The 15,542-nt window shown below is 71.0% G+C and carries 11 protein-coding genes; 7 read left to right on the top strand and 4 right to left on the bottom strand.

Translation table 11 applies throughout. From position 1 onward, the window contains the following. The gene (locus JIAGA_RS0125580; RefSeq protein ID WP_026877855.1) at positions 1–1,437 is read left to right on the top strand and encodes a dihydrolipoamide acetyltransferase family protein; all 1,437 of its coding nucleotides are present in this window, start codon (positions 1–3) and stop codon (positions 1,435–1,437) included. Between the two features lie 164 nt (positions 1,438–1,601). Here the strand turns inward: JIAGA_RS0125580 and pcaF are convergent, their stop codons facing one another. Together pcaF and JIAGA_RS0125570 are read right to left on the bottom strand one after the other, a co-directional pair. Beyond that, positions 1,602–2,807, bottom strand: coding sequence for a 3-oxoadipyl-CoA thiolase (pcaF, locus tag JIAGA_RS0125575; RefSeq protein ID WP_026877854.1), 1,206 nt, complete (start codon positions 2,805–2,807; stop codon positions 1,602–1,604). After that, the gene (locus tag JIAGA_RS0125570; RefSeq protein ID WP_026877853.1) at positions 2,804–4,270 is read right to left on the bottom strand and encodes a 3-hydroxyacyl-CoA dehydrogenase; all 1,467 of its coding nucleotides are present in this window, start codon (positions 4,268–4,270) and stop codon (positions 2,804–2,806) included. The genes pcaF and JIAGA_RS0125570 overlap by 4 nt, the downstream gene beginning before the upstream one ends. 144 nt (positions 4,271–4,414) lie before the next feature. On the opposite strand from JIAGA_RS0125570, the gene paaN reads away from it, so the two are divergent. From paaN to JIAGA_RS0125545, 5 genes are all read left to right on the top strand, one after another. Further along, the gene (paaN, locus tag JIAGA_RS0125565; RefSeq protein WP_026877852.1) at positions 4,415–6,094 is read left to right on the top strand and encodes a phenylacetic acid degradation protein PaaN; all 1,680 of its coding nucleotides are present in this window, start codon (positions 4,415–4,417) and stop codon (positions 6,092–6,094) included. A gap of 174 nt (positions 6,095–6,268) precedes the next feature. Then, positions 6,269–7,627, top strand: a complete 1,359-nt coding sequence (locus JIAGA_RS0125560) for an ABC transporter substrate-binding protein (RefSeq protein ID WP_026877851.1) — start codon at positions 6,269–6,271, stop codon at positions 7,625–7,627. A 120-nt stretch (positions 7,628–7,747) separates the two neighbouring features. Next, on the top strand, positions 7,748–8,686 hold the full coding sequence (locus JIAGA_RS0125555) for an ABC transporter permease subunit (RefSeq protein ID WP_051426512.1): 939 nt from the start codon (positions 7,748–7,750) through the stop codon (positions 8,684–8,686). Then, positions 8,683–9,597: a carbohydrate ABC transporter permease gene (locus JIAGA_RS0125550; RefSeq protein WP_026877849.1), complete on the top strand. Its 915-nt coding sequence runs from the start codon at positions 8,683–8,685 to the stop codon at positions 9,595–9,597. Before JIAGA_RS0125555 ends, JIAGA_RS0125550 begins: the two co-directional genes overlap by 4 nt. A 33-nt stretch (positions 9,598–9,630) precedes the next feature. After that, positions 9,631–10,641: a LacI family DNA-binding transcriptional regulator gene (locus tag JIAGA_RS0125545; protein ID WP_026877848.1), complete on the top strand. Its 1,011-nt coding sequence runs from the start codon at positions 9,631–9,633 to the stop codon at positions 10,639–10,641. Positions 10,642–10,719: 78 nt separating this feature from the next. Here the strand turns inward: JIAGA_RS0125545 and JIAGA_RS0125540 are convergent, their stop codons facing one another. Then, entirely contained in the window at positions 10,720–11,163 is a 444-nt protein-coding gene (locus tag JIAGA_RS0125540) for an Hsp20/alpha crystallin family protein (protein WP_026877847.1), read from the bottom strand. A 198-nt stretch (positions 11,164–11,361) separates the two neighbouring features. On the opposite strand from JIAGA_RS0125540, the gene JIAGA_RS0125535 reads away from it, so the two are divergent. Further along, complete coding sequence (locus JIAGA_RS0125535; protein WP_026877846.1) at positions 11,362–13,425, top strand: S9 family peptidase; 2,064 nt, start codon at positions 11,362–11,364, stop codon at positions 13,423–13,425. Positions 13,426–13,496: 71 nt separating this feature from the next. On the opposite strand, the gene JIAGA_RS32410 is transcribed toward JIAGA_RS0125535, so the two are convergent. Then, positions 13,497–15,278 carry a bifunctional metallophosphatase/5'-nucleotidase gene (locus JIAGA_RS32410; protein ID WP_035812974.1) on the bottom strand — a complete coding sequence of 594 codons (1,782 nt, stop codon included), beginning with the start codon at positions 15,276–15,278 and terminating at the stop codon, positions 13,497–13,499. Positions 15,279–15,542 lie beyond the last annotated feature (264 nt).

Here is a 15,542-nt window from a genome sequence, read left to right as displayed (position 1 = left end):
ATGAGCGTGTCGCACTTCAACCTGCCCGACGTCGGCGAAGGGCTGACCGAGGCCGAGATCGTCTCCTGGAGGGTCAAGCCGGGCGACGAGGTCAAGGTCAACGACGTCCTCGTCGAGATCGAGACCGCGAAGTCGCTGGTCGAGTTGCCGTCCCCGTTCGCGGGCGTGGTCGAGACCCTGCTGGTCGAGGAGGGCGTCACGGTCGACGTCGGGTCCCCGATCATCGCCGTCCGGACCGGCGACGGGGCCGGCTCACCTCCCGCGCCGGGTAGCGCGGGCCGGGTCGGTGGCCCGACGCAGGACCTGGTACCCACACCTCCCGCACCCTCGGACGCCCCGGCGGAAGCTCCGCCGGAGCGGCAGGCGGTCCTCGTCGGCTACGGACCGCGGACGACGGCAGCCCGGCGTCGCCAGCGCAAGGCGCCGGCCTCCGCGGCCACCGCGGCGCCGGCCGCGAACGGCTCGGCGACCGTCGAGGCGCCGCCGCCCGCGCCGCCCGCTCAGGCCGCTCCGCCGGAGCCCGTCGCGCCCGTGGAACCGCCGTCGCCGGTCGTGCTGGCCAAGCCGCCGGTGCGCAAGCTCGCCAAGGACCTCGGCGTCGATCTCACCACCGTCACGCCGACCGGGCCGAACGGCACCGTCACCCGCGACGACGTCCAGGCGGCCGCGGCTGGTGCCGTCGCCGAACCGGCCACCGCGCCCGTGGCCCCGTCCGGGACCGGCTGGGACGGGCTGCCGCGGGAGGAGCGGGTCGCCATCCGCTCGGTTCGCAAGGCGACCGCCCAGGCGGTCACGACGTCGGCGTTCACCGCGCCGCACGTCACCGAGTTCGTCACCGTCGACGTCACCCGCACGGTGAAGCTCGTCGAGCGGCTGCGCGACTCGCGGGAGTTCCGCGAGGTCAAGCTGTCGCCGCTGGCGGTGCTGGCCAAGGCGGTGTGCATCGCGGCACGCCGCACGCCGGACGTCAACGCCCGCTGGGACGACGTCGCCGGGGAGATCGTGATGCAGCGGTACGTCAACCTCGGCATCGCGGCGGCGACCCCACGCGGGCTCGTCGTGCCCAAGGTGAAGGATGCCCATCGGCTCTCGCTGCGCGAACTGGCCGTCGCCATCAACCAGTTGGCGGCGACGGCACGGGAGGGAAAGACACCGCCGGAGGACATGCTCGGCGGCACCATCTCCATCACCAACGTCGGCGTCTTCGGCATCGACACCGGCACGCCGATCCTGCCGCCGGGCGAGGCCGCCATCGTCGCGTTCGGTGCCATCCGCAAGCAGCCATGGGTCCACAAGGACAAGGTCAAGCCGCGCTGGGTCACCACCCTGGGGCTGTCCTTCGATCACCGGCTGGTGGACGGCGAGCAGGGGTCGCGGTTCCTGGCTGATCTCGCCGCACTGCTGGAGGACCCCGGCAACGCGCTCGTCTGGGGCTGAGCCCGCTCGCGACTTGCCTGGTCGGGCCGCTGTCCGCCCGCCTTTTGCAATGAGCACCTGTACGCACCGGCGTGCGCCGGTGCGTACAGGTGCTCATTGCAAATCGCCCCGGACGGTACCGCCCGCGGATCGCCGTCTGGACTGCCGTCAGCACGCCGAGCAGGTCAGGGGCGTTCGAGCAGCAGGCTGATGCCCTGGCCGACTCCGATGCACATGGTGGCCAGGGCGTAGCGGGCGTCGCGCCGGCGCAGCTCCAGGGCGGCCGAGAGGGCGATCCGGGCACCGCTCATGCCGAGGGGATGGCCGAGCGCGATGGCCCCGCCGTTCGGGTTGACGTGCTCGGCGTCATCGGGGAGGCCGAGCTGGCGCAGGCAGGCCAGGGCCTGGGTGGCGAACGCCTCGTTCAGTTCCACGACGCCGACGTCGGCGAGGCGGACGCCGGTGCGGGCGAGCAGCTTGCGGGTCGCCGGCACCGGGCCGAGTCCCATGGTCCGCGGCGAGACCCCGGCGGTCGCGGCGCCCGTCAGCCGGGCGACCGGGTCGACGCCGTAGCGTGACACCGCAGCCGCGCTCATGACCAGCAGCGCGGCGGCGCCGTCGTTGATACCGGAGGCGTTGCCCGCGGTGACGGTGCCGTCCGGCCGGACCACCGGGCGCAGCGCCGCCAGCGCGTCCAGCGACGTCTCCCGCGGGTGCTCATCGAGATCGACGACGACCGGCCCGGCGCCTCGCCGCGGCGACGGGACCTCGACCGCGACGATCTCCGCGGCCAGCTCCTTGCGCCGGGACGACGCGCGCTGCTGGCTGCGTAGTGCGAACGCGTCCTGGTCGGTGCGCGCCACGCCCTCGGCGGCGGCGACGTTCTCCGCCGTCTCCGGCATGGAGTCGGTGCCGTACACGGCCTCCAGGGCGGCGTTCACGAACCGCCAGCCCATCGTGGAGTCGTAGAGCCGCGCCTGGCCGCGGTCGAACGCCGTCTGCGCCTTGGGCATCACCAGCGGCGCCCGTGACATGGACTCCACCCCGCCGGCGACGACGACGTCGGCCTCGCCGGTGCGCACCGCCCGGGCGGCGTAGGCCAGCGCATCCAGTCCGGAGCCGCACAGCCGGTTCACCGTCACCCCCGGCACCGAGACCGGCCAGCCGGCCAGCAGCACGGCCATCCGGGCGATGTTGCGGTTGTCCTCGCCGGCTTGGTTCGCGCAGCCGAGCACGACCTCGTCGACGGCGTCGGGTGGCACCGCGGCGTGCCGCTCCAGCAGGGTCCGCAGCACGTGCGCGGCGAGGTCGTCGGGGCGGGCGGTGGCCAGCGCGCCGCCGTAACGACCGATGGGTGTGCGGACGCCGTCGACCAGGTAAGCCTCGGTCATGGTTCACCCTCCAGCTCGTCGACCGGCTCGGTCACGGTCGCCCTGGCCCGCAGGCCCGGCGAGACCCGGTAGCGGCGCGGGTCGTCGTCGGCGGCCAGCGCGTCGAGCACTCCGGCCACCCAGTCCCAGCCCAGCTCGGCGCCCCACGCGTACGGGCCGAGCGGATAGTTGACCCCCAGCCGCATGGCGATGTCGACGTCGGCGGCGGACGCGACGCCCGCGTCGACGGCGTCGGCCGCGAACGCCGCGAGCATGGCGACGGTCCGCGCCACGAGCAGGCCCGGCGTGTCCGGCAGCACGGTCACCGCGTATCCGAGCCCTTGCAGGTAGCCGACGACGGCGTCGACGTGCTCGCGCGGTGCGTGTTCGGGGGCGGCGACGCCGATGCGGGTGGCACCGGCGTAGTCCAGTGCGAGGTCGGCGACGACGACGGTGGCCGGCCCGCCGCCGGTGAGCTGGGCGGCGGTGCGTCCGTCGGACGGCCGGAGCCGGACGTCCGCAGTGCCGACCTGCCAGTGGACCGCGCCGGCCGCCGTCTGGTCGCGCGGTCCGTCCCCGGCCCAGGCGTCGTCACGCGGCGGGACCGGCGCCGCGGTCGACGGCTCCGGTCGGGGCTCGTCCGTGACGTAGATGCCGCGGCCGGTCTTGCGGCCCAGCCGGCCGGCGGCGACCAGCTGGGCCTGCAGCGTCGACGGCTCGAACCGCGGGTCGTGTCCGAACGCGGTCCAGACCGAGCGGCCGACCGCGAGGTTGACGTCGTGGCCGATCAGGTCGGCGAGCTCGAAGGGGCCCATCCGGAATCCGCCCGACTCGCGGAACATCGCGTCGGCGGTGGCGGCGTCGACGGTGCCGGCGGACAGCATCCGGAACGCCTCGGCGTAGAACGGGCGGGCGACCCGGTTGACGATGAACCCCGGCGTCGACGCCGCGCGCACCGGGGTCTTGCCCCATGCCGTCGCGGTCTCGGCCAGCAGGTCGGTCACGGCCGGATCGGTCGACGTCCCGCTGACCACCTCGACCAGCGGCAGCACCGGCGCGGGGTTGAAGAAGTGCATCCCGGCCACCCGTCCGGGGTGTCGCAGGCCGTCCGCGATGGCGTCTATGGACAGCGACGATGTGTTGGTGGCCAGGATCGTGTCCGGGCCGCAGATCGCCTCCAGTGCCGCGAACAGCGCCTGCTTGACCGCGAGGTCCTCGACGACGGCCTCGATGACGAGCCCGCAGCCGGCGAGGTCGTCGACGGTGCGGACCGCGCGCAGCCGGGCCGCCGCGTCCTCGGCCTCGTCGGCCAGCAGCCGTCCGGTGTCCACCGCTCGGGCCAGCCGGTGCAGCACGGCGTCGACGGCTCCGTTCGCGGCGTCGTCGCGGGTGTCGTGCAGGCGGACCTCGTGGCCGGCGAGGGCCGCCACCTGGGCGATGCCGGCGCCCATGGTGCCGGCGCCGACCACGCCGACCGGGTGCATCAGCAGCCTCCCTCTCCCGTGATCATCGGCGATCCGCCCCGCGCTGGTGTGGCCGATCGCCGATGATCATGGACGGAGTCCGTTCGATGTGACAGAGTTGGAGCGAACGTGCGTAAGTCTGTCACACAATGTGGAGGTCCCGCGATGTCGCTGGGCGTTCTGATCGATCGGCACCGAGACCTCCTCGAGCAGGCGGAGAAGGCCACCGCCACGCGCGCGTGGTTCTCGGCGTTCCCGGAATCCCCGAGTCCGCGGGTGTACGGCGAGACGGCCGCCGCTGACGGGCGGGCCGCGTACGACGCCTGGCTCGGCAGCGACTTCCCGCTGGCCACACCCGGAGCCGACGGCACCGTGGCCACCGAGCGCAGCCCGTTCGGGCCGGAGCTCGGCGTGCGGTATCCGCGGCTCCCGGCGACCGACGACGCCGTGACGACCCTGCTCACGGCCGCCCGAGCCGCGATGCCGGCCTGGCGGCGGGCCGGCGTGGACGGCAGGGCCGCGGTCTGCCTGGAAGTCCTGAGCCGCCTGCACGAGCGGATCTTCGAGCTCGCCAACGCCGTCATGCACACGTCCGGCCAGGCGTTCGTGATGGCGTTCCAGGCCGGTGGGGCGCATGCGCTGGACCGGGCGCTGGAGGCGGTGGCGTACGCCCACGCCGAACAGCGCCGCATCCCCGCCGAGGTGGTATGGGAGAAGCCGGGCAGGGGCGAACCGCTGCGCATGACGAAGACCTACCACGTGGTGCCCCGTGGCGTGGCGCTGGTGATCGGGTGCAACACGTTCCCGACGTGGAACTCCTGGCCCGGTCTGTTCGCGTCGCTGGCCACCGGGAACGCGGTCGTCGTCAAGCCGCATCCGAACGCGGTGCTGCCGTTGGCGCTGACCGTCCAGGTGATCCGCGAGGTGCTGGCCGAAGAGGGCTTCGACCCCGACCTGGTCACCCTGGCCGCCGAGGACCCGGCCGACAAGCTCGCCGCTGTGCTCGCCGTCCGGCCGGAGGTGCGGATCATCGACTTCACCGGGTCGACCGTGTTCGGGCAGTGGCTGGAGGACACCGCGCACCAGGCTGTCGTGTTCACCGAGAAGGCCGGGCTCAACATCGTCGTCGTCGACTCCACGGACGACCTGCACGGGCTGGTGGACAATCTCGCGTTCTCGTTCAGCCTCTACACCGGGCAGATGTGCACGGCGCCGCAGAACGTGTTCGTGCCGCGCACCGGGGTGCTCACCGACCAGGGTCGCGTCAGCTTCGACGAGTTCGGTGCCGCGCTGGCCGGCGCCGTCGACAAGCTGCTGGGGGACGACGCGCGTGCGGTGGAGATCCTCGGCGCGGTGGTCAACGACGGGGTCCGCGGCCGGGTGGACGCGTTCGAGGGCGACCCCCGGACGGTGCTCGAGTCTCGCCCGGTGGTCCACCCGGCGTGGCCCGACGCCACCATCCGGACGCCGGCCATCGTGGCGGTCGACGCCGCGGATGAGAAGACGTACTCCGCCGAGTGCTTCGGGCCGGTCTCCTTCCTCGTCGCCACCGGCTCCACCCAGGAGTCGGTCGAGCGGTTCGCCACCGGCGTCCGCGAGCACGGCGGCATGACGGCGTCGGTGTACTCGACCGACCCGGCCGTGCTCGACGCCGCGGAGCAGGCTGCCATCGACGCCGGCGTGCCGCTGTCGGTGAACCTCACCGGCGGCGTCTACGTCAACCAGTCGGCAGCCTTCTCCGACTTCCACGGCACCGGCGCCAACCCGGCCGCGAACGCCTGCCTCACTGACGCGGCGTTCGTCGCGCCGCGGTTCCGGGTGGTCACCTCCCGCCGTCACTCCTGATCACTGGGTAATTCGGTGTGACATAGCGGACACCTGCTGGTCGACGTGACGTAATCGTTACGGCGAAGTTGCCGAACCACTCTTGCATTTTTCGAGCGTAAACGTTTTCGTTCATGCACTGGGATTCGAGCGGCAAGTGCTCGGACCGATCCCTTCTGGGAGGGAGACAGACACATGGCGAAGAGCAGCGCCCGCAAGGGCTGGGCGGCTGTCGGCCTCGCTGCAAGCGTGTCGCTCGTCCTTGCCGCGTGTGGTGGCGACGACGGCGACGATCCCACAGCGGGGGGCGACGGCGATGGAGAGACGGACTGCGCGTTCGCGGAGGACTACGGCGACCTGAGCGGCACCGAGGTCACCGTGTACAGCACGATCGTCGCGCCGGAGGACGCACCGCTGGAGGCGTCCTTCGACGAGTACGAGGAATGCACCGGCGCGACGGTGGTCTACGAGGGCTCCGACGAGTTCGAGGCCCAGTTGCCGATCCGCATCCAGGGCGGTTCGCCGCCGGACCTGGCGATCATCCCGCAGCCGGGCCTTTTGGCAAGGCTGGTCCGCGACTTCGACGCGGTCATCCCCGTGCCCGACGATGCCACGGCCAACGTCGAGGCGTCGTTCGACCCGTCGTGGATCGAGTACGGCACCGTCGACGGCACCTACTACGGCACGCCGTTCGGCGCCAACGTCAAGTCCTTCGTCTGGTACTCGCCCTCGGCCTTCGAGGGTGCGGGCTACGAGATCCCGGAAACGTGGGACGACATGATCGAGATCTCGGACCAGATCGTCGAGGACGGCGGCATCCCGTGGTGCGCCGGCTTCGGCTCCGGTGACGCCACCGGCTGGCCGGGCACCGACTGGGTCGAAGAGGTCATGCTCCGCACCGCCGGGCCGGACGTCTACGACCAGTGGTATCTGCACGAGATCCCGTTCAACGACCCGCAGGTGGTCGAGGCGTTCGACACGGTCGGCGAGATCCTCAAGAACGACCAGTACGTCAACGGCGGACTCGGCGACGTGGCGAGCATCGCCACCACCCGGTTCGAGGACGCCGGCCTGCCGATCCTCGACGGTTCCTGCTGGATGCACCACCAGGCGTCGTTCTACCAGGCCAACTGGGGTGAGGGCGTCGAGGTGGCCGAGGACGGCGACGTCTTCGCGTTCTACCTGCCGGGCATCGAAGAAGAGCACGGCAACCCGGTCCTGGGCGGCGGCGAGTTCGTGGCCGCGTTCGCGGAGCGTCCGGAGGTCCAGACCTTCCAGACGTACCTGTCCAGCGACCACTGGCACGCCGAGCGGGCCAGCCACGGCAACTTCGTCTCGGCGAACCGGACGGTGCCGATCGACGCGTACGAGAGCCCGGTCAACCAGCTCTCGGCGGAGATCATCCAGGACGAGGAGGCGGTGTTCCGCTTCGACGCATCGGACCTCATGCCCGCGCAGGTCGGGACCGTGGCGTTCTGGACCGGCATGGTCGACTGGGTCACCGGCGCGTCGACGCAGCAGACCGTTGACGCCATCGAAGCGGCCTGGCCGTAAGGGCTGACGATCCGGGTGAACGGGATGCGGCGAGGCTGCGCATCCCGTTCGCCCGGGTCCCGCTGGCCTCTTCGCGTTCGAAGGTGGTGACCTGTGAGCACTCTTGAGAAGTTCGGACAGATGGCGCTGGCCGTGGCGCTGTTCGTGGGCGTCATCGGCCTGATCCTGCTGGTGGTCGGCCGGGCCAAGCGCCGGGTCGACCTCTGGCAGTCGCTGGCGTTCGTCCTGCCCGCGCTGGCCATGCTCGCCGTCGGCCTGATCTATCCCGGCCTCCGGACGATGTACCAGTCGTTCTTCGACCGCACCAGCAGCGAGTTCGTCGGTCTCGACAACTTCGCGTCGATCTTCACCGACTCGAGCATGTTGACGGTGCTGCGCAACACGGCGATCTGGGTGATCCTGACGCCGCTGCTGGCGACGTTCATCGGCCTGGTGTACGCCGTGTTGGTGGATCGGTCCCGGGTCGAGGCGGCCGCCAAGGCCGTCATCTTCCTGCCGATGGCCATCTCGCTGGTCGGTGCGTCGATCATCTGGCGATACGTCTACGAGTACCGGCCGGACCAGCAGAACATCCAGCAGGTCGGGCTGTTGAACCAGATCCTGGTCTGGCTGGGGATGGAACCGCGCCACTTCCTGGTCGACTCGCCGCTGAACACGGTCTTCCTGATCGTGGTCATGGTGTGGGTCCAGGCCGGGTTCGCGATGACCGTGCTGTCGGCGGCGATCAAGGCGATCCCGTCCGACATCACCGAGGCCGCCCAGCTCGACGGTCTCACCGGAGTGCGCATGTTCCGGTACATCACCGTGCCGAGCATCCGTCCGGCGCTCGTGGTGGTGCTGACCACCATCTCGATCGGAACCCTCAAGGTCTTCGACATCGTCCGGACCATGACCGGCGGACAGTTCGACACCAGCGTCGTGGCGAACGAGTTCTACACCCAGGGCTTCCAGCTCGGTGACACCGGGCTCGCCTCCGCGCTCGCGGTGGTGCTGTTCATCCTGGTGGTCCCGATCGTGGCCTACAACATCCGACAGTTGCGAAAGGCGGACCTGCGATGACCGCCGCGATTCCCACGCCCGACCTCCAGGAGGAGCTCACCGGGGTCGAGCCGGCCACCGTCAGCGGCCGCGCCAAGAAGCGGCTGACCTCGCGCTGGGCTTCACTCGCGGCGGTCGTCATCGCCGTGCTGTGGACGCTGCCGACGTTCGGCCTGCTGTTGACGTCGTTCCGGCCGGAGCTGGCCATCCGGACCTCCGGCTGGTGGAACTGGTTCTCCGATCCGGAGCTGACCCTGGCGAACTACGACGACGTGCTCTTCGGCGGCACGTCGCTGGCCACGTACTTCGTCAACTCGATCGTCATCACGATTCCGTCGGTGATCATCCCGGTGACGATCGCGTGCCTCGCGTCGTACGCGTTCGCCTGGATGAAGTTCCCGTTCCGGGACACGATCTTCGTGGCCGTGTTCGCGTTGCAGATCGTGCCGCTGCAGGTGGCGTTGATCCCGTTGCTGCGCATCTACGTCGGCGCCGACCTCAACGGGACCTTCTGGCCGCTGTGGATCTCGCACACGATCTTCGCGCTGCCGCTGGCCATCTTCCTGCTGCACAACTTCTTCAGGGAAGTTCCGGTCGAGCTGATGGAGGCCGCCCGAGTCGACGGCGCCGGCCATGTGGCGATCTTCATGCGGATCATGCTGCCGCTGGTCACACCCGCCATCGCAGCGTTCGCGATCTTCCAGTTCCTCTGGGTCTGGAACGACCTGCTGGTGGCGATCACGATGGCGACGGGTGCGCAGGACGTCCAACCGCTGACGGCCCGGCTGGCCGAGCTGGTCGGCAGCCGCGGCAGCACCTGGCACCTGCTGTCGGCCGGCGCGTTCGTGTCCATCGTCGTCCCGGTGATCGTGTTCCTGTTCCTCCAGCGCTACTTCGTCCGCGGCCTGCTCGCAGGTAGCGTCAAGGGGTGATGTGCAGGTCTGGCCGCCGCGGGGACATGTGTGATGACCGGCATCGTTGACGTAGCGGCCAGGGCCGGCGTCTCCGTGGCGACGGTGTCCCGGGCGCTGCGCGGCCTCCCCGGCGTGTCCGAGGCGACCCGTCGTCTGGTGCAGGACATCGCGGCCGAGCTGGGCTACGTCGCGTCGCCCAGCGCGGCCGGCCTGCCGACCGGGCGCACCGGGGCGGTCGCCGTCGTCTCGCCGGTGGCGCGGGGCTGGTACTTCACCGCGGTCCTGGAGGGCGCGCAGGAGGTCCTGACGGCCAACGGCTACGACGTCCTGCGGTACGACCTGTCCGAGGTGGAGACCAACCGGCGCAAGGTCTTCGACACCCAGCTGCTGCGCAAGCGCGCCGACGCACTACTGATCATGAGCCTGCCGCTCACCGCCGACGAGGTGGGTGCACTGCACGCGATGCACCGGCCGGTCATCGTCGTCGGGCCCATCGTGCCGGGCCTGTCGTGCGTGCGGGTCGACGACGTCGAGGTCGGCCGGGCCGCCACGGGCCACCTGGTCGAGCTCGGGCATCGGCGCATCGCGTTCGCCGGCGGCGACCCGGACGATCATCTCGGTTTCCCGGTGTCGCCGGATCGCCGGCTCGGTTACGCCGAGGCGTTGCACTCGGTCGGCGTCGAACCGGATCCGGCGCTGACGGTGCCGGCCAAGTTCACCGTCGAGGCCGGCATCGCCGCATTCGCCGAACTCGCCGCGCGCGGGACCGCGCCGACCGCGGTCTTCGCCGTGTCCGACGAGGTGGCGATGGGTGTCATGTACGAGGCCCGCAGGCGCGGCCTGCGGGTGCCGGAGGACCTCTCCGTCGTCGGGGTCGACGACCACGACCTGTCCTGGTTGTTCGGGCTGAGCACGGTGGCGCAGGACGTCCGCGAGGAGGGCCGGTTGGCGGCGGCCGCCCTGGTGGAGCGGTTGCGCTCCGGCGTTGACGTCGAGCCCGAGGTCACCACCGTCGCCACGAAGCTCATCGTGCGCGAGAGCACCGCACGCCCGCCGGGCTGATGGGCCGGGCGCCGTGCGGCGTGCTCCCGCCGCGCGGGTGCGCGGCGGGAGCGGTGCCGTGGGGATACCCGCCGCCGGTCAGCCGGCTGGGCTCTCGCTGGGGCCCGCCTCGATGACCCGGGTCTTGCTCGGATGCGAGACCTCGATGCGGCGCGGCTTTGCCTCCTCCTCGACCGGGACGGTGAGGGTGAGGACGCCGTCGGCGTAACTCGCCTCGATGCGGTCGAGCTCGAGGCCCGTGCCGAGGTTGAGCTGGCGGACGTAGGTGCCGACCGGACGCTCGCGGTTGAGCCACTCGACGTCCTCGGAGCGTCCGCTGCGCTCGGCTCGCACGGTCAGCGTGCGGTCCTTGACGTTGACGTCCAGCGACCCGGGGTCGATGCCGGGTAGATCGAAGTGCATGACGTAGTGGTCGCCGGACCGGTAGAGATCCATCGGCATCGTCGCGGCGTTGCGAGCAGCACCCCACATCTGCTCGGCCAGACGGTCGATGTCGCGGAACGGGTCAAAGCGGGTGACCACATCAACCACCTCCTGTCACCACTCGCCCTCGCCCCCGCGAGGGCGAACCAGCGGTCACTGCACCATCGAAATTAGCACTCTCATGGCGAGAGTGCCAGTGAGTTGGAGAGGCCGGCGTGGGGTGTGAGCGGACCGAGGCTGAGCCGTTACGTACGCAGTCCTGTCAGCAGGGCAGAACAGCGTGATAGGTAAGGAAGGGTGACAGAAACCGCGCCGGAGACGCCGGACACCCCGCCGACCCCGTTCCACGACCTGGACGCCTACGTGGCCCTGCCGCGTTTCGGCGGGCTCGCGCTGTCGCCGGACGGCAGCCGCCTCGTCACCGCCGTGTCCACACTGAGCCCGGACAAGACCAGGTACGTCACCGCACTGTGGGAGATCGATCCCGAGGGCCGTCGCCCGGCCCGGCGGCTGACCCGCAGCGCCAAGGGCGAGAGCGGCGCCGCGTTCCTGCCCGACGGCTCGCTGCTGTTCGGCTCCGCCCGCCCCGACCCGGCCACCAAGGATGATGACGAGGCGCCGCTGCTGTGGCTGCTGCCGGCCGACGGTGGAGAGGCTCGCGTCGTGGCCAAGCGGCCCGGCGGCATCGGTGGCGTGGTGGTGGCACGCGAGTCCGGCACCATCCTCGTCGCCTCCGACACGTTCCCGTCGTCCACGGACGTCGAGTCGGAGGAGAAGAAGCGCAAGGAGCGCACGGAGAAGAAGGTCTCCGCGATCCTGCACGAGCGGTACCCGGTGCGGTACTGGGACCACGACCTCGGCCCGGACGCGCCGCGGCTGTTCGCCGGCAGGCTGAGCGACGGCGAGACCCCGCTGGACGACCCCTCCGTCGAGCTGCGCGACCTCACGCCGGACGCCGGCCGGTCCTTGGACTCCGCCGGCTACGACATCAGCCCCGACGGCTCCACCGTGGTCACCATGTGGAACATGCCCGAGCGGGGCGGCCTGCGGCAGTCGCTCGTGGTCGTCGACGTCGCCACCGGAGAGCGCCGGGTGCTGGCCGACCACCCCGACTACGAGTTCGAGACGCCGCGCTTCAGCCCGGACGGGTCGGCGGTCGCCGTCGTACGCGGCAAGCGGTCCACGCCCACCGAACCGGTCGACCAGGAGCTCGTGATCATCACGGTCGCCGACGGGTCCGTCCGGTCACTGACCGCCGACTGGGACCGCTGGCCGGGCGCGGCGCGGTGGACACCGGACGGTTCCGCGCTCATCGTGGTGGCCGACGACGACGGCCGCGCGCCGGTCTTCCGCATCGACGTCGCCAGTGGCGCGGTCACCAAGCTCACGTCCGACGACTACGCCTACAGCGACGTCGTCGTCTCGCCCGACGGCTCCACCGTCTACGCGATGCGCACCTCATACCTGGAGCCGCCGACACCGGTGAAGCTGTCCGCCGAGGTCGCCGACCAGCTGTCGGCGCCACTGCCCGCGCCGGCGCCCGCACCATTGCTGCCCGGCGACATCACCGAGGTGGAGACGACGACGCCGGACGGCGTGCGGGTGCGCGCCTGGCTGGCGCTACCCGAGGGTGCCTCGGCCACCAGCCCGGCGCCGCTGCTGCTGTGGATCCACGGTGGCCCGCTCGGGTCGTGGAACGCGTGGTCGTGGCGGTGGAACCCGTGGATCGCGGTGGCGCAGGGCTACGCCGTGCTGCTTCCCGACCCGGCACTGTCCACCGGTTACGGGCTCGACTTCATCCGTCGCGGCTGGGGTTCGTGGGGTCAAGCGCCGTTCACCGACCTGATGGCCATCACCGATGCCACCGTCGCCCGCGACGACATCGACGAGACCCGAACCGCGGCCATGGGCGGCTCGTTCGGCGGCTACATGGCCAACTGGGTGGCCGGCAACACCGACCGCTTCGACGCCATCGTCACCCACGCCAGTCTCTGGGCTCTCGACCAGTTCGGGCCCACCACCGACGCTGCGTTCTACTGGGTCAAGGAGATGACCGCGGAGATGGCCGCGGCCAACTCGCCGCACCACCACGTCCGCTCCATCACGACGCCGATGCTGGTCATCCACGGCGACCGCGACTACCGGGTGCCCATCGGCGAGGCGCTGCGGCTGTGGTTCGAGCTGGCGTCCCAGACGGAGGCGGAGGACGGCGAGATGCCGCACAAGTTCCTCTACTTCCCGGACGAGAACCACTGGATCCTGTCGCCGCAGCACGCGAAGGTCTGGTACCAGACCGTCTTCGCGTTCCTCGGCCACAACGTGCTCGGCAAGGACTGGGAGACTCCGGCCATCCTCACGTGAGGCCCATCGCGGTGATCGACAGGGTGTTGCCACCCCTCTGGCGGTAGCAACGCCCTGTCGATCACCGGTGGTCAGCGGGCGGTGGCCCGGCCGACCGCGGGCGGCGCCAGCGGCGAGTTCGCCTCCGCGTAGCGCCACAGCGCGTCACCGCCGTTGAAGAGGCTGCGGTCCTGGTCCCTGGCGTCGAACAGGGCCGTGAAGCCGGGGGTGGCGTTCTTGGCGTAGAAGTTGTTCGCCAGCGTCGCCACCCGGTAGTCCGCGTTCGGCCGCAGCGGGCGCCCGTCGATCCGCACACTGCCGGGAACGACGCGCCGGCCCACGGGCCGGTCGGTGTCATAGGTATAGGTCATGTTGCTCGAGACCGCCATCGACCGGAACGTGACGGTGCCGTCGGCCGCGCGCTGCCATTGGCTCTCCAGCAAGTCCAGTAGCTCGTGCCCGGTCACGGTGCCGCGCACGATCCCCACGCCGATCCCGGAGTCGTACACCAGGCCCACCGCGATCTCCGGGAAGAGAACCCGCCCGGGAGCGTCACCGGGACGTGCCGGGTTCGGCGCGTAGGTGAGGTCGCCACGCAGGATGCCCGGCATCGCGACGGCGAGGTCGGCCTCGCCGTCCTGGTTCGCCGCCCACCAGAACGCGTCGGCCGCCAGGTTGTAGGCCGGCGACTCCGCCGCGTCGCCGGGCGCCCGCCGGATGTCGGCGGTGATGGTCGCGACCTCGGTGGCGTTGCGCTCGGCCAGCCGGGCCCGCCAGTACTCGGCGATCCGCAGCGCCTCCGGGTCCGGCGCCACATCCTGGGTGTTCGGGTGGTTGGTGGACCCGGTGCGCTCGCGCACCACATCGCCGGTCGACGGGTCCAGCTCCAGGGTGATCTCGCTGATCAGGTGGCCGTGGTTGCCGGCCTGCACCACGGGGCGCGGCACCCCGTCGGGGTCGGGAAGCATGCAGTTGACCAGGCCGTGCCAGTGTCCGGTGATGATGGCGTCCACCGCGGGATCGATCTCGGCGTTGAAGTCCACCGCCGGGCCGAACGGGTCCACGCAGTCGTTGTAGCCGGTGCCGGCCTGCTGCGAGAAGCCCTCGTGCAGCACGACGACGACGGCCTCGACGCCCTGATCCGTCAGCTCCCGCGTCGCGGCGTTGATCGCCTCCGTCTCCGCGGTGTAGTCGTAGCCGCTGGGCGTGTACGACATCTGCTCGCTCGACGTCAGCGCCGTCGTCGCGTGCACGAAACCGATCGGAAGCCTGCCGCCGTCGCCGTCGTCGACGAACCGCACGTGGTACGGCTGGAGCGCCGGCTCGCCGGTGGACCGGTCGATCAGGTTGGCCGAGTAGTAGTCGAAGTCCGCGCCCTGGAAGACCTGTCCGGTGGAGTCGGGGAAGCAGAGGTCGTCGTCGGGCCGGCCCTCGCAGGTGCCGTTCATCAGGTGGTCGAGGAAGGCGAATCCGCGGTCCATCTCATGGTTGCCGACCGTGGAGAACCCCAGGCCGATGGCGTTGAGGTACTCGATGGTCGGCTCGTTCCAGAAGAACTCGGTCTCGTCCGGCCAGCCGGAGAAGTCGTCGCCGGCGGAGAACAGGATGGAGTTCTCGTGACCGGCGCTGAGCTGCTTCAGGTGCGTCGCGAGGTAGGCACCGCCGCCCACCGTCTGGGCGGGGTCGCCGGCGTGCGCGCCCCGGATGCTCGCGGTGTAGTCGCCGACGTAGCCGTGCAGGTCGGTGATCGACAGTAGCTGGACGGGGACGGTGTCAGCGGCGGGTGGCTCGGCGGTGGCGGCCGGCACCAGGCCGGCGAACGTCAGCGCCGCCGCGGCGGTCGTGATCGCCGCGGTCTTCCAGCTGGTGGGCATCCGCGCACTCCTCGTCGACGAATCGGGTGAACCCGCCCACTCTCGGCGCGAAAGGTGTGCGGAAGAGAGCCGCCCGGTGACACCAGCCCGACGCTCCCGTAAACCCACCAGGCCGCACGCGAGCGCACGAAGGGGCCGGCCGAAGCCGACCCTGTCGCTCCCTGCGGTCCGACCTCAGCCGGGGTGGTGCAGGGTGACACCCAGAATCAAGGACGCAATCGCCGCCAATGGTCATAGATGCCGAAGCGTCCGGCCGATCACCTC

The sequence above is a fragment of the Jiangella gansuensis DSM 44835 genome (genome assembly GCF_000515395.1).
In the GTDB taxonomy this organism is placed as follows: Bacteria; Actinomycetota; Actinomycetes; order Jiangellales; family Jiangellaceae; genus Jiangella; species Jiangella gansuensis.
This window is presented reverse-complemented; position numbering and strand designations above follow the sequence as displayed.

Coding starts and splice junctions, on each gene's coding strand:
- JIAGA_RS0125550 (WP_026877849.1), top strand. CDS start 8,683: ATGACCGCCGCGATTCCCACGCCCGACCTCCAGGAGGAGCTCACCGGG.
- JIAGA_RS0125545 (WP_026877848.1), top strand. CDS start 9,631: ATGACCGGCATCGTTGACGTAGCGGCCAGGGCCGGCGTCTCCGTGGCG.
- JIAGA_RS32410 (WP_035812974.1), bottom strand. CDS start 15,278: ATGCCCACCAGCTGGAAGACCGCGGCGATCACGACCGCCGCGGCGGCG.
- pcaF (WP_026877854.1), bottom strand. CDS start 2,807: ATGACCGAGGCTTACCTGGTCGACGGCGTCCGCACACCCATCGGTCGT.
- JIAGA_RS0125580 (WP_026877855.1), top strand. CDS start 1: ATGAGCGTGTCGCACTTCAACCTGCCCGACGTCGGCGAAGGGCTGACC.
- paaN (WP_026877852.1), top strand. CDS start 4,415: ATGTCGCTGGGCGTTCTGATCGATCGGCACCGAGACCTCCTCGAGCAG.
- JIAGA_RS0125570 (WP_026877853.1), bottom strand. CDS start 4,270: ATGCACCCGGTCGGCGTGGTCGGCGCCGGCACCATGGGCGCCGGCATC.
- JIAGA_RS0125555 (WP_051426512.1), top strand. CDS start 7,748: ATGGCGCTGGCCGTGGCGCTGTTCGTGGGCGTCATCGGCCTGATCCTG.
- JIAGA_RS0125560 (WP_026877851.1), top strand. CDS start 6,269: ATGGCGAAGAGCAGCGCCCGCAAGGGCTGGGCGGCTGTCGGCCTCGCT.